Annotated in this window: 23 protein-coding genes and 1 riboswitch; of the genes, 7 read left to right on the top strand and 16 right to left on the bottom strand. The window is 64.2% G+C overall.

What is annotated here, in order from left to right; translation table 11 throughout:
* Nucleotides 1-167 precede the first annotated feature (167 nt).
* The 3 genes from FQ664_RS16705 to FQ664_RS16695 form a co-directional block, all read right to left on the bottom strand.
* Nucleotides 168-461, bottom strand: coding sequence for a hypothetical protein (locus tag FQ664_RS16705; protein WP_144173394.1), 294 nt, complete (start codon nt 459-461; stop codon nt 168-170).
* An 84-nt stretch (nt 462-545) separates the two neighbouring features.
* On the bottom strand, nt 546-1898 hold the full coding sequence (locus tag FQ664_RS16700) for a GntP family permease (RefSeq protein WP_015270532.1): 1353 nt from the start codon (nt 1896-1898) through the stop codon (nt 546-548).
* Nucleotides 1899-2008: 110 nt separating this feature from the next.
* Nucleotides 2009-2548, bottom strand: a complete 540-nt coding sequence (locus tag FQ664_RS16695; RefSeq protein WP_144173392.1) for a gluconokinase — start codon at nt 2546-2548, stop codon at nt 2009-2011.
* Nucleotides 2549-2754: 206 nt separating this feature from the next.
* On the opposite strand from FQ664_RS16695, the gene gntR reads away from it, so the two are divergent.
* Nucleotides 2755-3774, top strand: coding sequence for an HTH-type transcriptional regulator GntR (gntR, locus tag FQ664_RS16690; protein ID WP_144173390.1), 1020 nt, complete (start codon nt 2755-2757; stop codon nt 3772-3774).
* 30 nt (nt 3775-3804) lie between these two features.
* On the opposite strand, the gene FQ664_RS16685 is transcribed toward gntR, so the two are convergent.
* From FQ664_RS16685 to FQ664_RS16650, 8 genes are all read right to left on the bottom strand, one after another.
* A complete protein-coding gene (locus FQ664_RS16685) occupies nt 3805-7077 on the bottom strand; it encodes a transporter substrate-binding domain-containing protein (protein WP_144173388.1) in 3273 nt (1090 codons plus the stop codon).
* 13 nt (nt 7078-7090) lie between these two features.
* Nucleotides 7091-7705: a response regulator transcription factor gene (locus tag FQ664_RS16680; RefSeq protein ID WP_144173386.1), complete on the bottom strand. Its 615-nt coding sequence runs from the start codon at nt 7703-7705 to the stop codon at nt 7091-7093.
* A gap of 221 nt (nt 7706-7926) precedes the next feature.
* Nucleotides 7927-8169 (bottom strand): DUF1272 domain-containing protein, encoded by a 243-nt coding sequence (locus tag FQ664_RS16675; RefSeq protein ID WP_144173384.1) that lies wholly within the window; start codon nt 8167-8169, stop codon nt 7927-7929.
* A gap of 66 nt (nt 8170-8235) precedes the next feature.
* Nucleotides 8236-8988 (bottom strand): precorrin-4 C(11)-methyltransferase, encoded by a 753-nt coding sequence (gene cobM, locus FQ664_RS16670; protein ID WP_144173383.1) that lies wholly within the window; start codon nt 8986-8988, stop codon nt 8236-8238.
* Nucleotides 8989-9022: 34 nt separating this feature from the next.
* Nucleotides 9023-9409 (bottom strand): cobalamin biosynthesis protein, encoded by a 387-nt coding sequence (locus FQ664_RS16665; protein ID WP_144173382.1) that lies wholly within the window; start codon nt 9407-9409, stop codon nt 9023-9025.
* Nucleotides 9409-10095, bottom strand: coding sequence for a CbtA family protein (locus FQ664_RS16660; protein ID WP_144173381.1), 687 nt, complete (start codon nt 10093-10095; stop codon nt 9409-9411). Before FQ664_RS16660 ends, FQ664_RS16665 begins: the two co-directional genes overlap by 1 nt.
* Nucleotides 10096-10104: 9 nt before the next feature.
* Nucleotides 10105-10293 (bottom strand): CbtB domain-containing protein, encoded by a 189-nt coding sequence (locus FQ664_RS16655; protein WP_144173380.1) that lies wholly within the window; start codon nt 10291-10293, stop codon nt 10105-10107.
* 93 nt (nt 10294-10386) lie between these two features.
* A riboswitch (cobalamin riboswitch) is annotated at nt 10387-10610 on the bottom strand.
* Between the two features lie 214 nt (nt 10611-10824).
* Nucleotides 10825-11304: a GNAT family N-acetyltransferase gene (locus FQ664_RS16650; protein ID WP_144173379.1), complete on the bottom strand. Its 480-nt coding sequence runs from the start codon at nt 11302-11304 to the stop codon at nt 10825-10827.
* Between the two features lie 125 nt (nt 11305-11429).
* Here FQ664_RS16650 and FQ664_RS16645 point away from each other — a divergent pair, with 125 nt between their 5' ends.
* From FQ664_RS16645 to FQ664_RS16620, 6 genes are all read left to right on the top strand, one after another.
* Entirely contained in the window at nt 11430-12059 is a 630-nt protein-coding gene (locus FQ664_RS16645; RefSeq protein ID WP_075045336.1) for a LysE family translocator, read from the top strand.
* 21 nt (nt 12060-12080) lie between these two features.
* Nucleotides 12081-12965, top strand: a complete 885-nt coding sequence (locus FQ664_RS16640) for an alpha/beta fold hydrolase (protein ID WP_144173378.1) — start codon at nt 12081-12083, stop codon at nt 12963-12965.
* 64 nt (nt 12966-13029) lie between these two features.
* Entirely contained in the window at nt 13030-14004 is a 975-nt protein-coding gene (locus tag FQ664_RS16635; protein WP_144173377.1) for a nucleotidyltransferase family protein, read from the top strand.
* Between the two features lie 96 nt (nt 14005-14100).
* Nucleotides 14101-14988, top strand: a complete 888-nt coding sequence (locus FQ664_RS16630) for a pirin family protein (RefSeq protein WP_144173375.1) — start codon at nt 14101-14103, stop codon at nt 14986-14988.
* A gap of 154 nt (nt 14989-15142) precedes the next feature.
* Nucleotides 15143-16072 (top strand): DNA-3-methyladenine glycosylase family protein, encoded by a 930-nt coding sequence (locus FQ664_RS16625; protein ID WP_144173374.1) that lies wholly within the window; start codon nt 15143-15145, stop codon nt 16070-16072.
* 185 nt (nt 16073-16257) lie between these two features.
* The gene (locus FQ664_RS16620; RefSeq protein WP_144173373.1) at nt 16258-16518 is read left to right on the top strand and encodes a DUF1652 domain-containing protein; all 261 of its coding nucleotides are present in this window, start codon (nt 16258-16260) and stop codon (nt 16516-16518) included.
* Between the two features lie 97 nt (nt 16519-16615).
* Here the strand turns inward: FQ664_RS16620 and FQ664_RS16615 are convergent, their stop codons facing one another.
* From FQ664_RS16615 to FQ664_RS16590, 5 genes are all read right to left on the bottom strand, one after another.
* On the bottom strand, nt 16616-16903 hold the full coding sequence (locus FQ664_RS16615; protein ID WP_063914184.1) for a hypothetical protein: 288 nt from the start codon (nt 16901-16903) through the stop codon (nt 16616-16618).
* Between the two features lie 169 nt (nt 16904-17072).
* Nucleotides 17073-17720 carry a DNA oxidative demethylase AlkB gene (alkB, locus tag FQ664_RS16610; RefSeq protein ID WP_144173372.1) on the bottom strand — a complete coding sequence of 216 codons (648 nt, stop codon included), beginning with the start codon at nt 17718-17720 and terminating at the stop codon, nt 17073-17075.
* Between the two features lie 226 nt (nt 17721-17946).
* The gene (locus FQ664_RS16600) at nt 17947-19392 is read right to left on the bottom strand and encodes a curlin (protein ID WP_144173370.1); all 1446 of its coding nucleotides are present in this window, start codon (nt 19390-19392) and stop codon (nt 17947-17949) included.
* A gap of 16 nt (nt 19393-19408) precedes the next feature.
* On the bottom strand, nt 19409-19882 hold the full coding sequence (locus FQ664_RS16595) for a curlin (RefSeq protein WP_144173368.1): 474 nt from the start codon (nt 19880-19882) through the stop codon (nt 19409-19411).
* A 15-nt stretch (nt 19883-19897) separates the two neighbouring features.
* On the bottom strand, nt 19898-22135 hold the full coding sequence (locus FQ664_RS16590; protein ID WP_144173367.1) for an Ig-like domain-containing protein: 2238 nt from the start codon (nt 22133-22135) through the stop codon (nt 19898-19900).
* Nucleotides 22136-22144 lie beyond the last annotated feature (9 nt).

Here is a 22144-nt window from a genome sequence, read left to right as displayed (position 1 = left end):
GGGCCCCTGTGGGAGCGGCTTTAGCCGCGAACACCGGCGCAGCCGGTGCCATGCACCGTGTTGGATTCTTCGCGGCTAAAGCCGCTCCCACAGGGATCGCGCCAACTTTTAAAATTTGAGCAAGACAGTTGTATCCACAGGGGCCGCGAAACATTCAGGATCATCGATCAACGCTGATTATCGGTTGCTCCCTGCCGCCCGTTTCCCTCCGAGCCACTGCCATCCATCCCTGGCAAGTCGCGGTTGTCATTCTGCTTCGCCGGCGGGCTTTCCGGGTCGTTGCCCTGTATGCGCGGGTCGGTGTCCCGTGGCATGGGCTTTTCGATCGGGTTGAGGGTACTGTCCACGCCCGGCTTGGGCGCCGGGTTGTGCGGGGCGTCGGGGTAGGTGGGGCCGGTGCCGGCAGCAAGTGCCAGCGGCGCGGCGAGCAGGGCAATCAGCAGGATGCTTGAGCGGGGCATGGCAGGCTCCTTCGCTTCGGGTAGGGCTGATACTTCCCTTCGGCCCTACCCGAAACCTCAAGGTGCCATGGCCCCGATCAACGGTTATACCACCAGCGACAGCAACATGATGAAGATGATGCCGACGATCGACAGGATGGTCTCCATCATGCTCCAGGTCTTGAAGGTTTCCGCCACGGTCATGTTGAAGTACTGCTTCACCAGCCAGAAGCCGGCGTCGTTGACATGGGACAGGATCAACGAGCCGGCGCCGGTGGCCAGCACCAGCAGCTCGCGGTTAACCCCCGGCACCAGGTCGATCACCGGCGCTACGATGCCCGCACCGGTGATGGTGGCGACCGTAGCGGAACCGGTGGCGATGCGGATTACCGCTGCTACCAGCCAGGCCAGCATGATCGGCGAAATTTCCGCCTGCACGGCCATCTGCCCGATCACGTTGCCCACGCCGGTGTCCACCAGCATCTGCTTGAAGCCGCCGCCAGCACCAACGATCAGCACGATCGCCGCGGTCGGTGCCAGGCTCTGGTCGAGCATCTTCATGATCTGCTGGCGATTGAAGCCACGGGCCGAGCCAAAGGTATAGAAGGCCAGCAGCAGGGCCGCGAGCAGGGCGGTGATGGGGTGGCCGATCAGGTCCATCCACTGGCGTACGATGTGCTCGGCGGGCAGCACCACGTCGGCGAAGGTCTTCAGCAGCATCAGCACCACCGGCAGCAGCACGGTGACCAGCGTGATGGTGAAGCTCGGCAGGTTGCCCTGGTCGGATTCCTTGGCGATCTGGTCCATCAGCTCCTGGGACGGGGTGCCCGGGATGTAGCGGGAAATGAAGTTACCGAACAGCGGACCGGCGATGATGGCGGTAGGCAGTGCCACGATCAGGCCATAGAAGATGGTCTTGCCGATGTCGGCATGGAAGATGCCGATCGCCAGCAGCGGGCCCGGGTGCGGGGGCACCAGACCGTGCACCACGGACAGACCGGCCAGCAGCGGAATGCCGATCTTGATCAGCGATACGCCGGAGCGTCGGGCAACGATGAACACCAGCGGAATCAGCAGTACGAAACCGATCTCGAAGAACAGTGGGATGCCCACCAGGAAGGCGGCGAACATCATGGCCCAATGCACGTTCTTCTTGCCGAAGGCGCGGATTAGGGTTTGCGCGATCTGGTCGGCCCCCCCGGAGTCGGCCATCAGCTTGCCGAGCATGGTGCCCAGGGCGAGCACGATGCCGACGAAGCCCAGAACGCCGCCAAAACCGTCCTGGAACGATTTCATGACCTTGGCCACCGGCATGCCGGAGGTCAGGCCAAGGAAGCCGGCCGCGATAGTCAGGGCGACAAAAGGGTGGACTTTGAAGTGGGTGATCAGCAGGATCAGCCCGACGATGGTAACCAGCGCGTCGAGCAGCAGGAAGGTATCAGTAGCCAGTCCGAACATGGTTTGAAGGCCTCGGTCTTATCGTTGTTTTGGCGTAGCTTTTTTGCAATTTTGCCCGTGCTTACGGGATAGGGTAGCGCTATCTTTGGTGAGCCAGCAAAGCCGCAGGGTCAGGCGGTTTGTGCCAGGCCCCGCTCACCGCGGCCCTTCAGCCAACTGTCGACTGCTTCGGCAAGCGCTTCGATGGGCTGGGTGGCGTCGAGGGCCAGGGTCAGGGGTTCGCCGTGTGGCGGTTCCAGGGCAGCGAACTGGCTGTCGATGAGGCTCGCCGGCATGAAATGCCCAGGGCGGGCCAGCACGCGTTTTTCGGCCTCGGCGGGCGACAGTTCGAGGAACACGAACACCAGCCCCGGCATGGCATCGCGCAGGGTCTCGCGGTAGCGGCGCTTGAGGGCCGAACAGGTCAGGATCGGGCGCTCCCCAGCCTGGGTCGTGGCTTGCAGTTCCTGACCAAGACGCACCAGCCAGCCGGCACGGTCGCTGTCGTCCAGGGGGATGCCAGCGCTCATCTTGCGGATGTTTTCGGCAGGGTGGAAAGCGTCGCCTTCGATCAGGCGGCCGCCGCTTCGGGTGGCGATGGCAGCGCCGATGCAGCTTTTGCCGCAACCGGCCACGCCCATCACCACGATGGCGGACAGGGGAGAATTCATCAGTACCTCCTGCGGGTGAGATAGCGCTGTCTCGTCGTCGACGAACAGACACCTCCCCGGTGTTATTGGTCTTGTCCTTACGCAGTATGGACGCTTGGCGGCGAGCCTGTGGTGGCTGCAACCAAAGATTACATTGCCTGCGTCCTGAGACAGCGCTACCTTAGTGGCCGTTCCCTTTCCTTGCAAGTAGTAAAATTACAACACCCATGTCCCGCACCGGCTCCCGCACCACAGGTCGTCCCACCCTGGCAGAAGTTGCCAGGCTTTCCGGGGTTTCCCCGATTACCGCCTCGCGCGCCCTGCGTGGGGTCAGCACGGTAGCGCCGGCGCTGGTCGAAAAGGTCGTTGCGGCCGCAGCAAGCCTGGGTTACGTGGCCAACCCGGCGGCCCGGGCCCTGGCTTCGGCACGCAGCCAGTCGGTGGTGGTGTTGATCCCGTCGCTGTCCAACCAGTTGTTCATCGACACCCTGGAGGCCATTCACGAGGTCATGCGCCCGCGTGGGCTCGAGGTGCTGATCGGCAACTATCACTACGATCTTGCCGAAGAAGAGAACCTGATCCGTAATTACCTGGCCTACCAGCCCTGCGGCATGCTGCTGACCGGCTTCGAGCGTAGTGAGGCATCGCGGCAGATGTTGGCGGCCAGTGGCGTGCCCTGCGTGCACATGATGGAACTGAATGGCGAGGCCGGGGCGTTGTCGGTCGGCTTCTCGCAGCAGCAGGCCGGGCGTGCTGCGGCCCGCCACCTGATCGAGCGCGGGCGCAAGCGCCTGGCGTTCATAGCCGCGCAGCTTGACCCGCGGGTGATGCAGCGTGCCGAAGGGTTCCGCCAGGCGCTGGCCGAGGCCGGCTTGCAGGCGGCCGAGCTGGAGGTGCTGGCGCCGGAGCCTTCTTCCATCGCCTTGGGCGGCGCGCTGTTCAGCCAGCTGCTGCAGCAGGCGCCGGATGTCGACGGTATTTTCTTCTGCAACGACGACCTGGCCCAGGGCGCCGTGCTGCAGGCATTGCGTCAGGGGGTGGAGGTGCCGCGGCAGGTGGCGATGGTCGGTTTCAACGACCTGCCGGCTTCGGCGCACATGGTGCCGCGGCTGACCTCGATTCGCACACCTCGGGCCGCGGTGGGGCGCGGCGCGGCGCAGGCGCTGCTGGCATTGCTCGATGGCAAGCGGGTGCCGACCGCGCAGCAGGATCTGGGGTTTGAGTTGATGGTGCGGGAAAGTTCCTGAGTTCGCCTTGAGTGGTTAGCGGAAGCCAGATCAGTTCGACGCAGCAATTGCACTGAGCGCATCGCCCAGCTCGTCCAGCAAGGCCTCCAGGCTGTCTTGTAGTTGCAGGCGCAAGTCAGCCGTCGACAGGCCTTGGCCGTTGGCCTGTTCGATGGCTTCGCAATCCTTGACCAGCGTGCGCACCTTGAGCATCTTTGCCCCCCCCTTGATCCGGTGAGCCAGTGCGCGCACAGCCTCGTCGGGGGCGTCCTCTGCCAGTGCGCGCAAGGTGCTCAGGTCTTCGCTGACGCTTTGTGACAGCTGTTCCAGCAAAAGCCGCGTCAGTTGTTCGTCGTCCTGGGTCAGGTGGCGCAGTTCGTTCAGGTTGAACCCGCTGCCGGGTCGCGTCGGCGGCTGTTGCCGGGCGCGGGCCTGGGGCAGGTGGGTCTTGAGCGTGCGCAGGCCAATCGGTTTGAACAGGCATTCGTCCATGCCGCTGGCCAGGCAGCGGGCACGCTCCTCGGCCTGGGCATTGGCGGTCACACCGAGAATCTGGCAGGCAGCCAGGCCGCGCTCGCCCTCAAGGCTGCGGATGCGGCGGGTCAGTTCGTGACCGTCCATGACCGGCATGCTGCAATCGGTGATCACCAGGTCGAAGCGCGCTGCCTGCCAGCGTGCCAGTGCGATTTCGCCGTTTTCCGCCAACGTCACGCGGTGCCCCAAGGTATGCAGTTGCCGCTCCAGCAACAGCAGGTTGGCGGGGTAGTCGTCGACCACCAGTATGTTCAGCGGGCCGCTGCTGCTTTCCAGCGCCGGGGCGTGCTGTTGGACCTGCGCCGGTGCTGCGCAGGCAGGCAGTTGCAGGCTGACCTGCACCTTGGTGCCAACGCCTTCCACGCTCTGCAAGCTCAAGGTGCCGCCCATCAACTCGGCCAGGGTGCGGCTGATGACCAGCCCCAGGCCAGCGCCCTGGCGTGCCCGGGGGCCGTCGGCCTGGACGAAGGTATTGAACAGCCGGGCCTGGTCGGTCTGGCTGATGCCGATGCCGGTGTCTCGTACATTCAGTTCCACTGCCAGGTGATCGTTGTCGGCAGGTGAGGGTAGCAGCAGGCTGGCCTGGACTTCGCCGCGGTCGGTGAACTTGATGGCATTGCTGATCAGGTTGGACAAGACCTGCTTGAGCCGCAGCGGATCAGCCAGCACCCAGACCGGCGCAGCGGGCAGTTCGCTGTACAAATGCAGGCCTTTGGCCCGTGCATTGCCTTCGAACACCCGCACGGTGGCGCGTACCAGTTCGACCAGGTTGGTGGGTACCGGCTGCAAGGTAATGTGCCCGGACTCGATGCGGGAAATGTCGAGAATATCGCCAATCAACTCAAGCAGGCCGATGGCAGAGTCATGGGCGGTCTGCAGGGTCTGGGTGTCGCAACGGCCGCCGCGGCTGTCTTCCAGGGCCAATTCCAGCAGGCCGATCACGGCATTCATCGGGGTACGGATTTCATGGCTCATGGTGGCCAGGAAGGTGCTTTTGGTCTGGCTTGCCTGTTCGGCGTCGTCCTTGGCCTGGCGTAGTTGTTCGAGCAGGCCGCGGCTCAGCGCCAGCTGCGCTTGCAGGGCGTGCTGGGCCTCGGTGCGCTGGTTGATCAGCTTGCGCAGGTAGCTGTTCCAGAACACCACCCCGGCCAGCAGCAAGGCCGACAGCACCAGTACCTGCAGGGCCAGGGTGCGGTAGTCGCGCCAGGGGCTGTCACTGACCAGGGTGCTGGTGCGCCAGCGGTTGATCAGCTGGCCCAGTTCTTCGGGGGGAATGCTCAGTAGCGCCTTGTCCAGGATTGCCTGCAGCAGGGGCTGGTCCGCAGCCACGGCGAAGGCGGCGACGGCCGGGTCGTCGTCGAGCACACTGGCGATGCGCAAGCGGTCCTTGAACACATGGCTGATGTAATAGGCGGCATTGATATGGCTGCTCAGGGCGACGTCGGCGGCACCGTTGGCCACAGCCTCCATCAGGCCGAGCGGGTTGTCCACTTCGACGATCCTGGCCTGCGGGTAGCGCTGTTGCAGCAGTGCCCGTTGCGGCGAGCCGCGCACCATGGCGATGCGCTGGCCATCCAGTGCCTTGACATGCACCGCTGATGTGTTGTCGCTGCGGGTGACCAGTACCCGCGGGCTGACCAGGTAGGGGCGGGTATAGCGCAGTTGTTTCGAACGGTCCGTGCCGTAGCCCAATGCACCGATCATCTGCGCATCACCGCGTGCCAGGTGCTCGACCATTGCCTGTGCCGAAGCGCTTTCGATCGGCTTGAAATGCAGCCCCGTGCGCAGCGAGATCTGCTTGAGCAGGTCGAGGGTTATGCCGCTGGGGCGGTGCTGGGCGTCGTTGAAGGTCAGCGGCGCCAGCGATGTGTTGATCAGTACGCTGATGCTGGGGTTGGCAGCGATCCAGGCTTCTTCTTCTGCGGTCAGGGCGCTGAGGTGGCGCTGCAGCAGCAGGCTGGTGTTGCCACTGCTCCAGCGGCGCAGGATGTTCAGGCGTTCGCTTTCGCTGATGCGCGCCAGCGCCTTGTCGATCAGCTGGTGCAGGCGCGGGTTGTCACTGGCCAGGGCAAAGGCAAACGCCCCAGGGGCGACCTGGCAGAAATGGTCGATCTTCAGTGTGCCCTGGTAACTCTTGCCAATCGCGAAATCGGTACTGATGGCATCGCCCAGGTAGGCGTCGGCCTCGCCCAGTTCGACGGCGGCCAGCCCGGCGAGGGTCGAGCGATACAGGCTCAATTGCGCCTTGGGGTACAGGGTGCGGACGCTACTGGCCGGCAGGTAATGATCGACCATGGCCAGGCGTAAGCCGGCGAGGTCGGGCGTGTTCTTCAGGCTGCGCCCCTCGCGGGTGACGATGACCGGCAGGTCGTCGGCATAGGTCGAACTGAGGCTGAGCTGGGCATCCGCCGCCTCGAAGGCGTTGGAGCTGCCCAGCAGGTCGATACGGCCATCGCGTAGCGCAGCAATGGCCTCGTGGCGGCTTTCGTAGCGTCTCACTTCGATGGTGACGCCTAGCTGTTCAGCGATGATGCCCGCGTAATCTGCGCTGAGGCCTTCGTAGTCGTGCTGGCTGACATTGATTTCGAGCGGTGGGTAGTCGGGCCGCGAACTGCCCAGCACCAGGTGCTGGCGTTGCTGTAGCCATTGCCGCTCTTCGTTGGACAGCGCGAGCGGGGCGGCGGCGCTGACCGAGCGGGCCAGCAACTGGCGGGGTTCGCTATTGGCCAGCAGCGCGCTGGAGCCGGCCAGACTTATGGCCAGGAGGGCGCTTGTCAGCAGGCGCTTCATCGCCGTCAAGTGCTCAGTAGACGCTGTTGCGCTTGGCCAGGTCGACCATTTCAACCAGCGATTCGGTCTTGAGCTTTTCCATGATGCGGCCCCGGTAGGTGCTGATGGTCTTGGCACTGAGATTCATGCAGGTGCCGATATTCTTGTTGTTCTCGCCGCGCGCCAGGCGCCGCAGCACCTCCATTTCCCGGTTGGACAGGCTGGCCAGGCGCACCGGCTCGCTTTCCAGCGAGTTGCTGTTGACCGACATCTGCGGGAAGGTCGAGTAGCCCTTGACCAGGGCCTTGAGGGCAAACAGCAACGCCTCGTGGTCTTCTTCCTTGGTGACGAAAGCGCCGATGCCGGCGTCCAGGCAGCGCCGCACATACAGGTCGGTGGCCTGGCCGGTCAGCACCATGATCTTGGGGACCGGCTCCAGGCATTGCAGGCGCTTGATTACTTCCATGCCATCCAGGCCGGGCAGGCCGATGTCCAGAATGACCACGTCCGGGCGCAGTTCGCGGGCTATCTGCGCCACCTCGCTACCATTGCCGACCTCGCCGACGACATGGAAGCGCTCGCGCTCGAGCAGTAGGCGCAAGGACAGCCGGACGATGGGGTGGTCGTCTACGATCAGCACGGTTGTCATGAGGAAAACTCCTGTCGGGGTGTGGTCCGCTTCCTGGATCACTCAGGAATACGTCTGCAAGTGGGGTTATCGGAAGCGCTGCACGATACGACCATTCCCGAAATTTGATAATGCCGAGTATATGAAGTGTTGAAAGTCCCCGCACTTGTTGTTGAAAAATCCTACAAATAACGGGAAAGACATCACCCTAGCAAAGCGGCAATGTCTGTTTTTGAGGGCGCTCAAGCGCAGGCGGAGTGGGATTTGGTCACGCGCTGGGTCGCGGCGGGGTTGTTGGCCAGTGCCTGGCCGACCCGTGTCGGGCGTGCCACCAACTGGCCGGTGCAGTTCGGGCAACGGCCCTGGAAACGGGTTTCGGCGCAGGTGCGGCAGAAGGTGCATTCAAAGGAGCAGATCAGCGCGTCGGGGCTGTCACCCGGCAGGTCGGTATCGCAGCACTCGCAGTTGGGGCGTAGGTCCAGCATGGGCATGACTCCTGTTTGCAGACGGGAACCTGGAGTCTGCTACGCCCGCGGTGAACCTGGCAATGCTCAGTCGCCAGGGCGATACAGGTGGGCGTGCCCCGCGCGGTACAAAGCCGATTCGGCAAACGGTGTGTCGCCCAGTACATGGCCCACCAGGATCAGCGCCGTGCGCCGGAAATCCTTGGCTGCGGCGCGCTCGACGATATCGCCGAGGGTGCCGCGCACCCAGTCCTGGTCCGGCCAGGTGGCGCGATGTACCACCGCTACAGGGCAGTGCGCACCATAGTGCGGCAACAGTTCATCGACGATACGCGAGAGGTGCTTGACCCCCAGGTGAATTGCCAGGGTGCTGCCGTGGCGCGCCAGGTCGCCCAGTTGTTCGCCGGGCGGCAGTGGTGAACTGTCGCCATAGCGGGTGAGGATAACGGTCTGCGCTACCTGTGGCAGGGTCAGTTCACAGCCGAGCAGGGCGGCGCTGGCCGCCGTGGCGGTGACCCCGGGGATGATCTGGTAATCGATGCCCAGTGCCTGCAGCTGGCGGATCTGCTCACCGATGGCGCCATACAGGCTGGGGTCGCCACTGTGTATCCGGGCCACATCCTGGCCTTGCTCATGCGCACTGCGCATGGCTGCAATGATCTGTTCCAGGTGCAGTTCGGCACTATTGATCACGGTCTTGGCCTGGTGGCCCTCGAGCACGGCGGCCGGCACCAGCGAGCCGGCATAGATGATCACCGGGCACTGGCGGATCAGCCGTTGGCCCTTGACCGTGATCAGTTCCGGGTCGCCGGGGCCGGCGCCGATGAAGTAGACGGTCATGGAAAGTCCTTGCAAGAAAGAGGGGGTGAAACGTTCAACAGGCCAGGGCGAGGGTGGCCGGGCCCAGTACCTGGCGCGTCAGCAGCAACCTGGCCGTGCCAAGCCGCTGGCTGGCCAGGGCCAGGGCCGCACTCTCTGCCACGCCCCGGCAGCCGCTGTGGGCATAGGCTGCGGCGGAATGGTGACTGAGCTGGTGTTCGTAGGGTTGCAACTGTGCGGTATCGTACAACACCAAGGGCACGCCGAGGCGTTTGGCCAGTTGCTGCAAGCCGGCCTCATCGGCCTTCAGGCTGATGCTGGCGATGCCGTGCAGGTCGGTCAGCGCCAGGCCCTGGTTGTCCAAGGCTTGGCGTAGCAAGGTTTCCAGCGTACCCGTCGGGCAACCCCGGCGGCAGCCGAAGCCGGCGTAAAAGGCTGGCATCAGGCCTGGCTGGAGCGTCGGAACAGCCAGGCGCTGAGCAGGCCCAGGGCCAGCCAGAAGGCGGCGTTGGTCAGCCAGGAGGCCACCTTGAACTGGGTTTCCAATGCTGTGGGGGCCAGGCTCTGGTGCACCTCGGGTTGCGGTGCACCGATCACATGGGGAATGATCAGCAGCACGGCGCCCAGCGCCTTCAGCACCCAGTGGCGGGCGAACACCAGCAGGGCCAGGCCCAGCGCAGTAGCACTGGCGGTGCCGATCCACCAGGCCTGGCGTCGTCCCAGGTCGGCGGCTGCAGTACCTGGCAGTTCCGGCGGCAGGCCCAGGGTCGGGGCCAGGCAGAACACGGCGAAGCCGGCCAGGCCCCACAGCGCACCGGTGCCGACACGCGTTGGTTCGCGCAGGTTGTAAAGGGCGGTGAGGATCAGGGCGAAGCCGACCGCTACCACCAGATTGCCGCCGGTGGTGGACAGTACCCGCTGCCAGCCGTCTTCCGGAGCCCAGGCTTCGGCGCTGTGTTCATGGGCGGCCACTTCGCCAGCATGTTCGTGCTGGGCGGCCGGTGCCGCAGACTCGTAGGTTTCTGCCTCGAGAATAAGCGGGGCGACCCAGAAGCTTTGCAGCAGGGTCAGCAGCAAGGCCGCCAGTAGCCCGCTGAAGCCCGCGGTACGGGCAATGCGTGTGATCATCGGGCATACTCAGTGGCAGGGGAAGGCGGCGCTGTGGCGGGTGTCGTGGGCGGCGTTGTGCACGGCCTCGATGTGCGAGAAACCGGCGAAGTACACCAGGCTCAGGCCCAGCAGGCTGGCGCCGACGGCGATGACGACACGCTGGCTGAGGGTGACGGGAGTGGTAATGCTGTGTTGCTTGGCGCTGGTGACGGGCATGACGCGTTCCTCTGCTTTTTGTGGGCAATGGGCAAGCGCGGCAGCCCCAAGCATGGTGGCCCAGGGGAATGCAACAGCGCCCGCCCACCGCGGGGTGTTCATGAACGCCAGGCCGGTCTCCGGGCTTGCGAGGAGGAGTCAGGCTCCTGGAAGGCGTCACCTTCCCATGCCGGATGATCGGGCACAGTGGTACAGACGCTTCGCTCGCTTACCGTTGCGGGGGCAGCACCGGCTTTGTCCGGCCCTGCTGGAGGGCCTGTGACGCACCGGTTTCCCGTTTCACCCCCATTGGGGGCACCTGAACGCGAGGCATAAGGAGAGCATGGAGCGGGCTTGGCGTCAATTGCCAGAACTGGGTTTGCTGGCGCTCCGGGTACCCTGTGCGCGGCTTCAGCCGCGAAAAATCCAGCGCGGTGCATGGCACCGGCTGCACCGGTGTTCGCGGCTAAAGCTCCCACAGTGTCCCCGCTGAGTCATGTGCAGTTCCAAGAGAGCGGGCCTGCCCGCGAAGCGGACGCAAAGCGCTCCCGGTTATTCCCGGGCAAACGCCGCCAGCTTGTCCCCATCCAGCCGGTAGCGCACCCACTCATCCTGCGCCTCGGCCCCCAGCTTCTGGTAAAAGCCGATCGCCGGCTCGTTCCAGTCCAGCACGCTCCATTCCAGCCGCCCGCAATTATTCGTCACCGCCTCGCGGGCAATGTGCTGCAGCAACTGTCGCCCGGCGCCGTCGCCGCGTTGCTCAGGGGTGATGTACAGGTCTTCCAGGTAGATACCGTTGCGACCTAACCAGGTCGAGTAGCTATAGAAATACACGGCAAAGCCGATGGCCCGGCCATCGCGCTCGCAAATCAGGCTGTGCACCGTACTGCCCTCGTCGAACAGGCTATGCTCGATGTCGGCAACGCTCGCGATCACTTCGTGGCGGGCGCGTTCGTACTCGGCCAACTCGGTGATGAAGGCCAGGATCTGCTCGGCATCGGCGCGTACGGCAGGGCGAATGGTGAGGCTCATGGTGACGGCTTCCTTGGTCAGGTGTTAGCGGTACAGCGATGTGTATCTACACAATTTTGCAAAACTGTATCGGTCGCAGAGGAGGGCGACTCCGTTAGTGTGACAGCACCTATAAAGAATGTGGAATGCCTGCCATGCTTGCCTCTGCCGACCTGCTGACTGCCTTCGTGCTGTTTGCCTTCGTGTCTTCCATCACTCCTGGCCCCAACAACACCATGCTGCTGGCCTCGGGGGTAAACTTCGGTGTGCGTCGCTCGATCCCCCATGCCATGGGTATCAGCGTCGGTTTCATGGTGATGGTGCTGGCTGTTGGCCTGGGCCTGGGCGAGGTATTCAAGGCCTGGCCACCACTGTACACGGTACTGCGCTACACCGGCGCCGCCTACCTGCTGTACCTGGCCTGGAAGATCGCCACCTCAGGGCCGGTCGGCACAGCCTCGTCCAGTGCCCGCAAACCGCTGGGCTTCTGGGGGGCGGCGGCATTCCAGTGGGTCAACCCCAAGGCCTGGGTGATGGCCGTGGGGGCAATCACCACCTACACGCCGGCGCAAGGCTATGTGACCAACGTCATTGTGATTGCCGCCTTGTTCGCCCTGGTCAACCTGCCCAGCGTGGGGGTGTGGGTGATGTTTGGTAGCGCCTTGCGCAACCTGTTGCAGAACCCGCGCTGGCTGATGCTGTTCAATGTCCTGATGGCCTTGTTGCTGGTGATTTCACTGTACCCGCTACTGTTTGTAGAATCGGTGTTTTCCTGACCCCGCGAGTACAGTAAGCCGATGCAGTTGATTCCCTGGTCCTACGAATGCGTCGAAGGCTTCACCCTGCGTGGCTGGCGAACCCCGGCCAGTGGCAAGCCGCTGCTGCACTTTCTCCATGGCAACGGCTTCTGCTGCCTGGCCTACCAGCCATTGCTGATGCGCCTGGGCGAGCATTTCGACCTGTGGCTCAGCGATGTCCAGGGCCATGGTGACAGTGACCATGGCGGGGTGTTTCGTGGTTGGAACCGTACCGCTGCGCTGGCAGTGGACGCTTTCGCAGCCGGGCGAGGCGAGTATGGCGACGTGCCGCGCTTTGCCGTGGGGCACAGCTTCGGTGGTGTGCTCACCGGCCTGATCCTGGCCAGTGAACCGCAACTGTTCACGCGTGCGGTGTTGCTTGATCCGGTACTGTTCAGCCGGCGCATGTTGGGTGTGATGGGGGTTGCAGCGCTGGTCGGCCTGCACCGGCGGCATGCCCTGGCGCGCAAGGCCGCCAGCCGTCGCAGCCACTGGCCCGACCGCGAGGCGGCCTTGGCTTCGCTGCATGGGCGGGGGATCTTCAAGGGGTGGACCGATGCGGCGCTGCGGGCCTACATCGAGCATGCCATCGGCGACTGTGGCGAAGCGGTAGTGCTCAAGTGCCGGCCCAGCCGCGAAGTGGAAATCTTCAGTTCGTTCCCCAAGCGCATGTGGGCGAGCCTGGTGGCGATCCGCACGCCTACGCGGGTGCTGTATGGCGAGCGCACCTACCCCTTCGTGCCCCATTCGGTGAACCGCCTGGCGGCGCTCAACGCTCAGGTGACCGCCAGGCAGGTTGCAGGTGGGCACTGCTTCATGCAGGAACATCCTGAGGGTTGTGCCGAAGAAGTGCAGGCTTTCCTGCTGCAGGGACCGGCGGGATAGTTTTTCCAGACAGCACCGGGTAGGAGGGCGTGAGTAATCTTGGGCTTTGCCCGAGCTTACGAAAATGACCAGCAAGACCTTGCTACAGCCATCCTATCTGCAAAAACGCTACGACTACTCCTGCATGACAATCGAGTCACTCAGGCAGGCCATGTACAGCACGCTGGCACCGCTGGCAGGGGAGGCACCTTTGGCTGTGGTTAGCGTGGGCTCCTATGGCCGATGCGAAGTTTCCCCTGTTTCGGACATCGACTTCTTCATCGTGCATGACACCAGTCTGCCGGCGGATCGCCTGGACGACATATTGCGCCAGGTCAGCGACCTTGTCCGGCCCATCAGCCACCCGGGAGAAAGCGACGAGGCGAAATTCGGCCGTGGGGCGTTGGCGGTGTACTCAGACTTGAGCGAACACATAGGCTGGAAGTGCGAAGACAATACGGCGCTGACCAGGCGAATGCTGATGTTGCTTGAAGGCCGACCCCTCTTTGGGTACGACGCCTTTGCCAGGTGGCAAAATGACCTGCTGTGCCGCTATGTTCCTGACGATCATGGAAGTGGACTTGCCAGGTTCCTGCTTAACGACCTGATCCGCTACTACCGGACCCTCATGGCGAATTTCGAGGAAAAGAGAGCCGAAGGCAAGGCCTGGGGGGTACGCAACATCAAACTGCTGTTTTCTCGAAAACTGCTTTTTGCAGGCGGCATCGTGGCGATTGCCGAGGTCCATGACCTCCCAGCGCCGTCGAAGATCATACGCCTTCAACAATTGCTGGCCCTCACGCCTTTGCAACGTCTGGCAATGCTCGGTCATTCCAACCCATATAGCGTCGCCCTGTTTGAAGACTACGCAGTCTTTCTCGAGTCGATATCCTCGGTGGAAAATCGCCGCCATCTGGACCGACTGACCCCTGGCCAGGCAATGGCGGATCCGGTCTATCGGGAGCTCAGGGTGCGAGGGCAAGCCTTTTCGTTGAAGCTGGAACATTGGTTGAGGTCGCAGTATACGGGGCATCCGATACTTCACGCGGTGTTCTTCTGATTGTCCTGTAAATGAGACGATGCATGTCATCTAAGCCAGCTATTGCCTGATTGGTATCACTGGTAAGGTTATCTCAACCTGGAGAGGAGCCTTCTCATGAAAACGATTCTGGGTATTCACCGCAGCCCCCACGCCCACTGGGTAGGCGATGGTTTCCCGGTGCGCAGCCTGTTCACCTACGACAACCTGGCCAGCAAGATCAGCCCGTTCCTGCTGCTGGACTATGCCGGCCCCCACGACTTCACCCCGACCAGGGCGCGGCGTGGCGTTGGCCAGCATCCGCACCGCGGTTTCGAGACCGTGACCATCGTTTACCAGGGCGAACTGGAGCACCGTGACTCCACCGGCGCTGGCGGCTTGATCGGCCCCGGTGACGTGCAGTGGATGACTGCTGCCAACGGCATCATCCATGAAGAGTTCCATTCCCCGGGTTTCGCCCGCAGTGGCGGTACGCTGGAGATGGTCCAGCTGTGGGTCAACCTGCCGGCACGGGACAAGCGCGCAGCGGCTGGCTACCAGACACTGCTGGCCAAGGACATCCCGGTGGTGGCGCTGGACGGCGAGGTCGGCAGCCTGCGGGTGATTGCCGGTGACTATCGTGGGCATTCGGGGCCGGCGCGGACCTTTACCGCCATGGATGTCTGGGACCTGCGCCTGAATGCCGCTGCAGCCTTGCAGTTGCCAGTGGCCGCCGGGCGCAATGCGGCGCTGGTGGTGTTGCGTGGCAATGTGCGGATCAACGGCGAGCGCGAAGCCGGCCCATCCAGCCTGGTGCTGCTTGACCGGGACGGTGAAGATGTTGCCGTCGAAGCGCTGGAGGGGGCCAGCCTGCTGCTGCTCAGCGGTGAACCGATCGACGAGCCGATCGTGGGTTATGGCCCGTTCGTGATGAATAGCCAGGTAGAGATCGCCGAGTCGTTCGACGACTTCCATGCCGGGCGGTTCGGGCAGATGCAAGATGCGCGGGACGGTGCGGCACATTGACCCTGCTTGATTGAATGGCTTGCCCCGGCCGTATCGCCGGCAGCCAGCTCCCACAGGTATTCCACCGAGCCTGAAGGCGGTGCCCAACCTGTGGGAGCTGGCTTGCCGGCGATACGGCCGGTACAGGCATTACATTTGCTGGCATGATGCAGCCATGCCCAAGCTCACCCCCCTGCACGCCGTGCGCCGATCTTTGCCCACCCCAGGCCACCACACCCTGTGGCTGCGCTACCGTGCCCCTTACCACTGGCCCTCGACCCTGGCCTTCCTCGCTGCCCGCTGCATCCCCGGCATCGAGACCTGCCTCGATGGCACCTACCGTCGTACCCTGATGGTTGCCGGCCGCCACGCTGTTTTGCACGCTACGCCTTCGGTCAGCCAGTACCTGCGGGTCCGCCTTGAAGGTGTTCAGGCCCACGCGCTACCCGGTTTGATTGCCAGGCTGAGGCGGGTCTTCGACCTCGATGCCGACCCCGCGCGCATCAATGCCGAACTGTCCCGCGATCCGCTGATGGCCGGCCTGCTACAGCAACGCCCAGGCCTGCGCGTGCCCCAAGGTTGGGACGCCTGCGAGCAGGCCATGCGCACTGTGCTGGGCCAGCAGGTCAGTGTTGCCGGGGCCATGACCCTGGCCGGTCGACTGGTGCAACGCCACGGCGTGCCCCTGCGCTGTTACGCACCGGGCTTGAGCCATGTGTTCCCGGCACTGTCGGTATTGGCGGCTGCGCAGTTCGACGGCATGGGCATACCGCGGGCGCGTGCCACCACCCTGGGCACGCTGGCCAGTGCCTTGCTGGCCAAGCCTGGGCTGCTACGCCGCGGGCAAATGCTGGATGAACTGTTGCGCAACCTGTGCCAACTCAAGGGTATCGGCCCCTGGAGCGCGCACTACCTGGCGTTGCGCCAGGCCGGAGCGGCCGACGCCTTGCCGCTGGGCGACGTGGCGCTGATCAAGGCGTTGCGCTTGCTCGAAGGCGCTGATGCCCAACTGGCGCAACGAGCCTTGGCCTGGCGACCTTGGCGGGCCTATGCGGCGCAACACCTGTGGGCATCGCTGGGGCCTGCCGGGACCACTCGTCGCTAAGTCTGCCATTGCGTACGAACACTCGGCCTGCGCAGGCAATCTTCCACTAAGGTGCTAGAGGATTCCCCGCATGATCATTGCCCAGGCGCATGGACGCCTGCCTCGGCATGCGCAATATCAATTGGCGCCTCGCCTGACAAAGGCGTACTCCCACAAAAAGGCCATCCCACAGAGAGGGTCGTACCATGTCGTTGATAGGAGTTTCGATGCTAGAAATGCGGCAGATGATCGAGCAGGCCTGCCTGCCCGACCGTTGTGAAGTCAGCTGCCCGGACGGCGTCAACCTGACCATCCGCCTGGGTCAGGGCCAGAGTCTCGACGAGGGCGTGACCTTGAGCGGGGTCCCGCTGCAAAGCCTCAACAGTTGCCGCGACCTGGTCAACCTGGTGGGGCAGCTGCACGCGCTGCGTGACAGCCACCCGGCGCCGCTCAAGGCGATTGCCTGAGCGCGCCCACCGCGCCCTGCTCAGCCCAGGCTGGCTGGGCGCATCTATCCGCCAGTTGTGCGGCACTGCCCATGCTCAGGCACACTCGTTGATCGCCTCACTGCAGTTCCAGCAGCAGGTTCAGGCCACCATCACCGCATTTGCCCTGGTCACGAACCACACCGTGGTAGCTGCGCCCGTCCCAGACAAAGGCCACGCTGTGGGCACGGTCGACCTTGTCGGGCAGCGGCGGGCAGATGTGCAGGCGCAGGCCCGGGCGGCCTTGCAGGTTGAGGGCGGCGAGCTGGCATTGGCACTCCACGCTTTGTGCCACCGGGCCGAACAGGGTGTCACGTACGTAATCGAGTTGCAGCGAGGCATTGGGCGCGCGGCAGGGCATTTTCATGGGTGCGCGGCTCCGCTGTGAGGGATCGGGGAACTGGGCTGGCAGGGCATGGCGGGCTCCAGGCTGAAGAGGGCGTGGCTTATCGTTTGAAGCTTGCCTGGCCAAGATGTTCAACGTGTTTCATGTGCGTTCATCCTGTTTGCGCCGGGTGACGGGCCGCAGGTCCGATTCAGCCACCGGCCTTGCGCAAGGTCAGGTTGATTCGCCGTTCGCCCAGGCGCGGATGCACGCCGGGCTTGATCGGCAGCACGCCGTGAAAGCGCAAGCGGTCTTCGCCACCCCAGACCAGCACATCGCCATGGCTCAGTGGGATGCGCCGGGTCTGGTCGGCGCGCTGCAGGCCACCGAACAGGAACACCGCCGGTAAGCCCAACGATACCGACACGATCGGCTGGCCGAAATCCTGCTCGTCGCGGTCCTGGTGCAGGCTCAGGCGGGTGCCCGGCAGGTAGTGGTTGACCAGGCAGGCATCCGGCACGAAATCGTCGAACCCGGCCATGGCCGCGGCGCGGGCGGCCAGGTCGAGCAACACTGGGGGCAGGGCAGGCCACGGTTTGCCGCTGAGCGGGTCGCAGGGGCTGTAGCGGTAGCCGTGTTCATCACTGACCCAGCCCAGGGAGCCGCAGTTGGTCAGGCCGACCGCCATGCGCAGGCCGCCTGGGGTGTGCATGTGCCGGAACGGCGCGGCACGCAGCACTGGGCGCAGGGCATCGAGCAGCGGCTCGATGTCGGCCAGGGCAAAGCCGGGCAGCAGCACGGTATGGCTGGCCAGGTGTTGCGGCTGGGGGCCGAACAGGTCGAGGTCGGACTGGATCATGGATTGGGCATCGGCTTGGGTGTGGACCATTGTAATGTGCTTGGCAGGTCTGGCCTATTCGCGGGTGAACCCGCTCCCACCAGACACCACTCTGCCTTCAAGCCCTGTGCAGTCCCAGTGGGAGCGGGCGTGCCCGCGAACAGGCCGGCAAAGAAAGGTGTTCTGACAGGAAAAAAAGGAACCGCGGCACCAGGGAGAGGAGCACCGCGGTTCAAGGGGGAGCGATCTACTGCTGGGTCACCGTGGCCAGGTTCGCGCTGCCCAGCTGGCTGATGGTCGCGGTCTGGTTGACGCCACTCTGGTCGACATACGCCTTGTTGCCCTGGCCTCCCTGGGTCACGTAGGCGACGTTGTAGCTGTCCGCCTGCTTGATGGTGGCTTCGTTGCCGCCACCATACAGCTGGTTGGTGTAGCTCTGGTTGCTGTAGCCGGACTGGTCCAGGTTGATGAGGTTGCCGTTGCCCTGGCTGTTGCCGTAGGCATAGTTGTCGGTGCCACGCTGGTCGGCGATCAGGATGTTGTCAGTGCCGTTCTGCTCGAAGTACAGCTCGTTGTTCATCTCGGACTGCTTGGTCTGCATCTGGTTGCCGGTGCCTTTCTGGGTCAGCGTGGCCAGCTGGTTGTCACCGTTCTGGGTCAGGTTGACTCCGTTGCCATTGCCGTTCTGGTTGATGGTGGCGTTCTGGTTGGTGCCAAACTGGCCGCCCATTTTGGCGCCTTTCCAGTTGCTGGCGGTGATGCTGTTGCCATTGCCCTTGGTGTTGATGGTCAGGTTGAGGTTTTCACCGTTCTGGTAGGTGAAGTGCAGGTTGTTGCTGCCGGTCTGGGTGATGGTGGTGGTCGAGTTGTTGGTCTCGAACTGGTCCGACCAGCTGGCATTGGCCGTGCCCTGTTGCGACAGGCTGACCTTGTTGTTCATGCCGAAGCTCTGGTCGATATAGCCTTCGTTCATCTGGCCGGACTGGGTAACGGAGGCCTGGCTAGCGGTCTGGGCGTCCTGCCACACTTCCACCGAGTTGCCGCCACCGTACTGGCCAATGCCGATGGTGCCACCGGTGCCGTCACGCTGGTCGCCATACGCCCAGTTGCCCTGGCCATCCTGGTAGATCTGGATATCGCCATCGACGTGATTCAGGTGCTCTGCGGCGGCGTAGTTGTCCTGGCCGGCCTGGTTGATGCTGCTGTGGTTGTTGCTGCCACCAAAGGTCTGCTCGATGAAGGCTTCGTTGCGCTGGCCGGATTGCCAGGTGGTGGCCTTGCTGCCTTGCTGGCTGTCCTGCCACACGGTCGAGGTGTTTTCGACGCCTTGCTGGGTTTGCAGCGATTCGTTGCCCAGGCCCAGCGACTGGCTGGCGAAGACACCGTTGTAGCTGCCGCTGGCGTGCTGGGTGATCTTGCTGCCGTTTTCGAACAGTTGATCGGCGTAGCCGGCGTTGTACTGGCCGGTGGCGCTCTGCTGGATATCGCTGGTGCTCTCGGCCTGCACCGCCATGTGGTTGTGGCCCTTGCCGGTCTGGCTCTGGGTGGCCGAGGCGTATGGCGCCAGGGACTGGCTGACTTCGGCGATGTTTTCCTTGCCGTCCTGGGTCTGGGACGAAGTGCTGTCAGCAGCCATGGCCTGACCTGCAAGGGCCAGGACGATAGCGGCACTTAACGGAGCGAGCTTGTACATGGGGGTGCCTCCAGGTTCATCGGTATTGGGTGATCTGAACGTGCTGGCCATTGCCGGCCTGGATCACGGAGCTGTTGAAGCCAGTGCCGCTCTGCACGATGCTGGCGCTGTTGTCATTGCCGATCTGCTCGATGGCCGCGCTGTTGCTGCTGCCGCTCTGGCGGATCGATGCGCTGTTGCCATTTCCCTGTTGGCTGATGATGGCCATCAGGTCACTGCCGTCCTGCAGGATGTACGCTTCTTGCGCACCACCGGCCTGGACGATGCGGCCCAGCAGGGCCTGGCCGTTCTGGTCGAGGGCGGCGCGGTTGCCCGAGCCTTGCTGCCCGATCAGCGCAGCCTGGCCGGCGCCGGCCGGCAACAGGCGGATGATCACCGGTTCGCCGAGGTCGTTGCCGGGCGCGAGGTCGGCATTGTCCATCAGGTCCTCGGCCCAACTGGCCGGGCCCGCCAGGGCCAGGCCGAGCAGCAAGGGGGACAGGCGTTTCATTGCAATCTCCAGCCTTTACCGCACGACGACGTTGACGGTACGGGTGGTGCCTTGGCTGGTAGTGATCGTCGCCGTCGGTGTCGCGGTCGGGATCAGCGTGGTGCTGTTGTTCACGGACAGGCGCCAGCGACCGTTCACCCCTACCGTGGCGGTGCCCAGGGTCTGCACGCCAGTGGTGGTGGTCACCCGTACGGTCACGGTGTTGCCGGTGGTAACCGACGAGGTACCGCTGACGTCCCAGGTGTACCGGTTGTTGGAGCGTGCCGTGACCGTGGCTGTCGTGACCGCGAAGGTTTCGGCGGCGGGCCGTGGCGATACGTTGACGGTGACGGTGCCGGGGTTGGACAGCGCCCCCAGCGAGTCACGTGCCTGGTAGGTGAAGGTGGTGGTGAAGGCAGTGGTCACCGTGGCCGGTGGGGTGTAGGTCACCGTGGTGCCGTCGGTGCTGACGGTGCCCCGGCCGGTAGCCGGCTGGGTGAGGGAGGCAGCGGGGACAGTCAGCGGCAGGTTGCCTTCCGGATCGGTGTCGTTGGCCAGCACGTTGATGGTCAAAGGCACGCCCAGGGTGGCGACGGTTTCCGGGTTGGCAGTCGGTGCCCGGTTAGGCGCGACGTTGATGGTGACCGTGGCCGGTTCCGAGGTCAGGCCCTTGGCGTCCATCGCCCGGTAGCTGAAGGTGGCCACCACGGGTTGCGTGGCCCCGGCTGGCGGGGTGTAGGTGACCGAGGTGGTGCCATTCATCACCACGCCACCAAGGCCGGCACCGGGTTGGGTCAGGTCGCTGATGGTCAGCGGCACATCGCCGTCCGGGTCGCTGTCGTTCTGCAGCAGGTTGAGGGTGATCGGGATACCGACGCTGGTGCTGCCGATATCGGCCTGGGCCAGCGGTGGCTGGTTGGCGGCCTCGACCGGAGCATTGCCGACCACGACCACCGGTTCGACATCGCTGCCGCCACGCGCCGACTTGACCGTAATGATGGCCGGTGGCTGCGGTACGTCGTTGACAGTCAGGCTTTGCAGCGTACCTGCCTTGGACAGGCGACCGTAGCCCTGGGCGAGCAGGTCGGGGATCGCCACCTCGTCACTGGAACTGGCTTCGATCAGCAGGCGTTTGTTGGCCCAGTCGTAGCGTGCGGTGCTGACCTTGACCACATCAGTGAGCTTGCTCGACAGCGCGGTCGGCTGGGTGCCGCCGGCGCTGTTGCTGGCGGTGACCACCACCACCGCAGGCGGTGCGTCCTGGCTGAACTGTTGGTGGAAGAACAGCCCGTTGTTGTCGGCGGTGAGGGTGAACTGGCACGGCGAAGGCGGGGTGCCGACCAGGGCGAGGCCATTGCGCATGCACAGGCTGGCTGCACTGGGAGCCTCGGCAAATACTTCCGTACGGGTGCCGGTGGCATTGCGCGAGTAGGTGGCGCGTTCCAGGGTGACTGGTGTTTGTGCGCGCGGGTCCAGCACCTTGCCCGAGACAGTGAAGGCGTTGGTCTGGATGGTGCCAGCGGGGCCTTCGATGCGCACGAAGTTGGTATTGAAGGGGCTGCCGGTCACCGCTTCGGTGATATTGGGGTCGCCGATGTAGGTTTCGGTGGCGCCAGTATCGGGATTGACCTCGGTGTAAGGCCCGCCAACCCCCTTCAGCCAAGGGCCGATCGCCCCCGCCAGTGCTCCGCGGAAGTTGCCCGGCGCGCCGATGCCGATGTCGCGGGTGATGTTGATTGCGCGTCGGCCTGGTGTGGTGACGTTGACCGTCTCTACGCCATAAGGGTGGGTGATGGTGTAGGTGCCGGCACTGGGCACCGAGACGCGGATACGAATGCGGGCGAAGCTCTGTTGGTCTCCATCCACCGGGTTTTCGGCGGCAAAGGCCGCTTCCACGCCAGCGACGTAGACTTCCAGCTCATAGCCGCTGTTGCCCACGGCCGGGATGGTGGTCTCGGCCAGGAACCAGAACATTTCCGGTGGCCAGTTGTCGGGGAACACCAGCGGCAGGGCGTCGTCGTAGATGCCCGGTTCCGGCAGCAGGGTGCACATGTAGGCCGGTGTACCCGGGGCGCCTGCGACCCGCGAACTGACGGCACGTGACTGGCACAGCTCCAGGGACTGGTCGAGGCTGTCCTTGTACCACATCGGGTAGCCACCGGTGGCGAAGGTGTAGGGCCCCGGGTCGACATCAGACAGCGCGGCGAAGGCGGCGCTGGTAACGGTAAGGGAGAAACCGGCGGCCAACAGCGCACGGCGCGACCAAGTATTCATGCTGCCTCC

This window comes from Pseudomonas persica, assembly GCF_900291015.1.
In the GTDB taxonomy this organism is placed as follows: domain Bacteria; phylum Pseudomonadota; class Gammaproteobacteria; order Pseudomonadales; family Pseudomonadaceae; genus Aquipseudomonas.
This window is presented reverse-complemented; position numbering and strand designations above follow the sequence as displayed.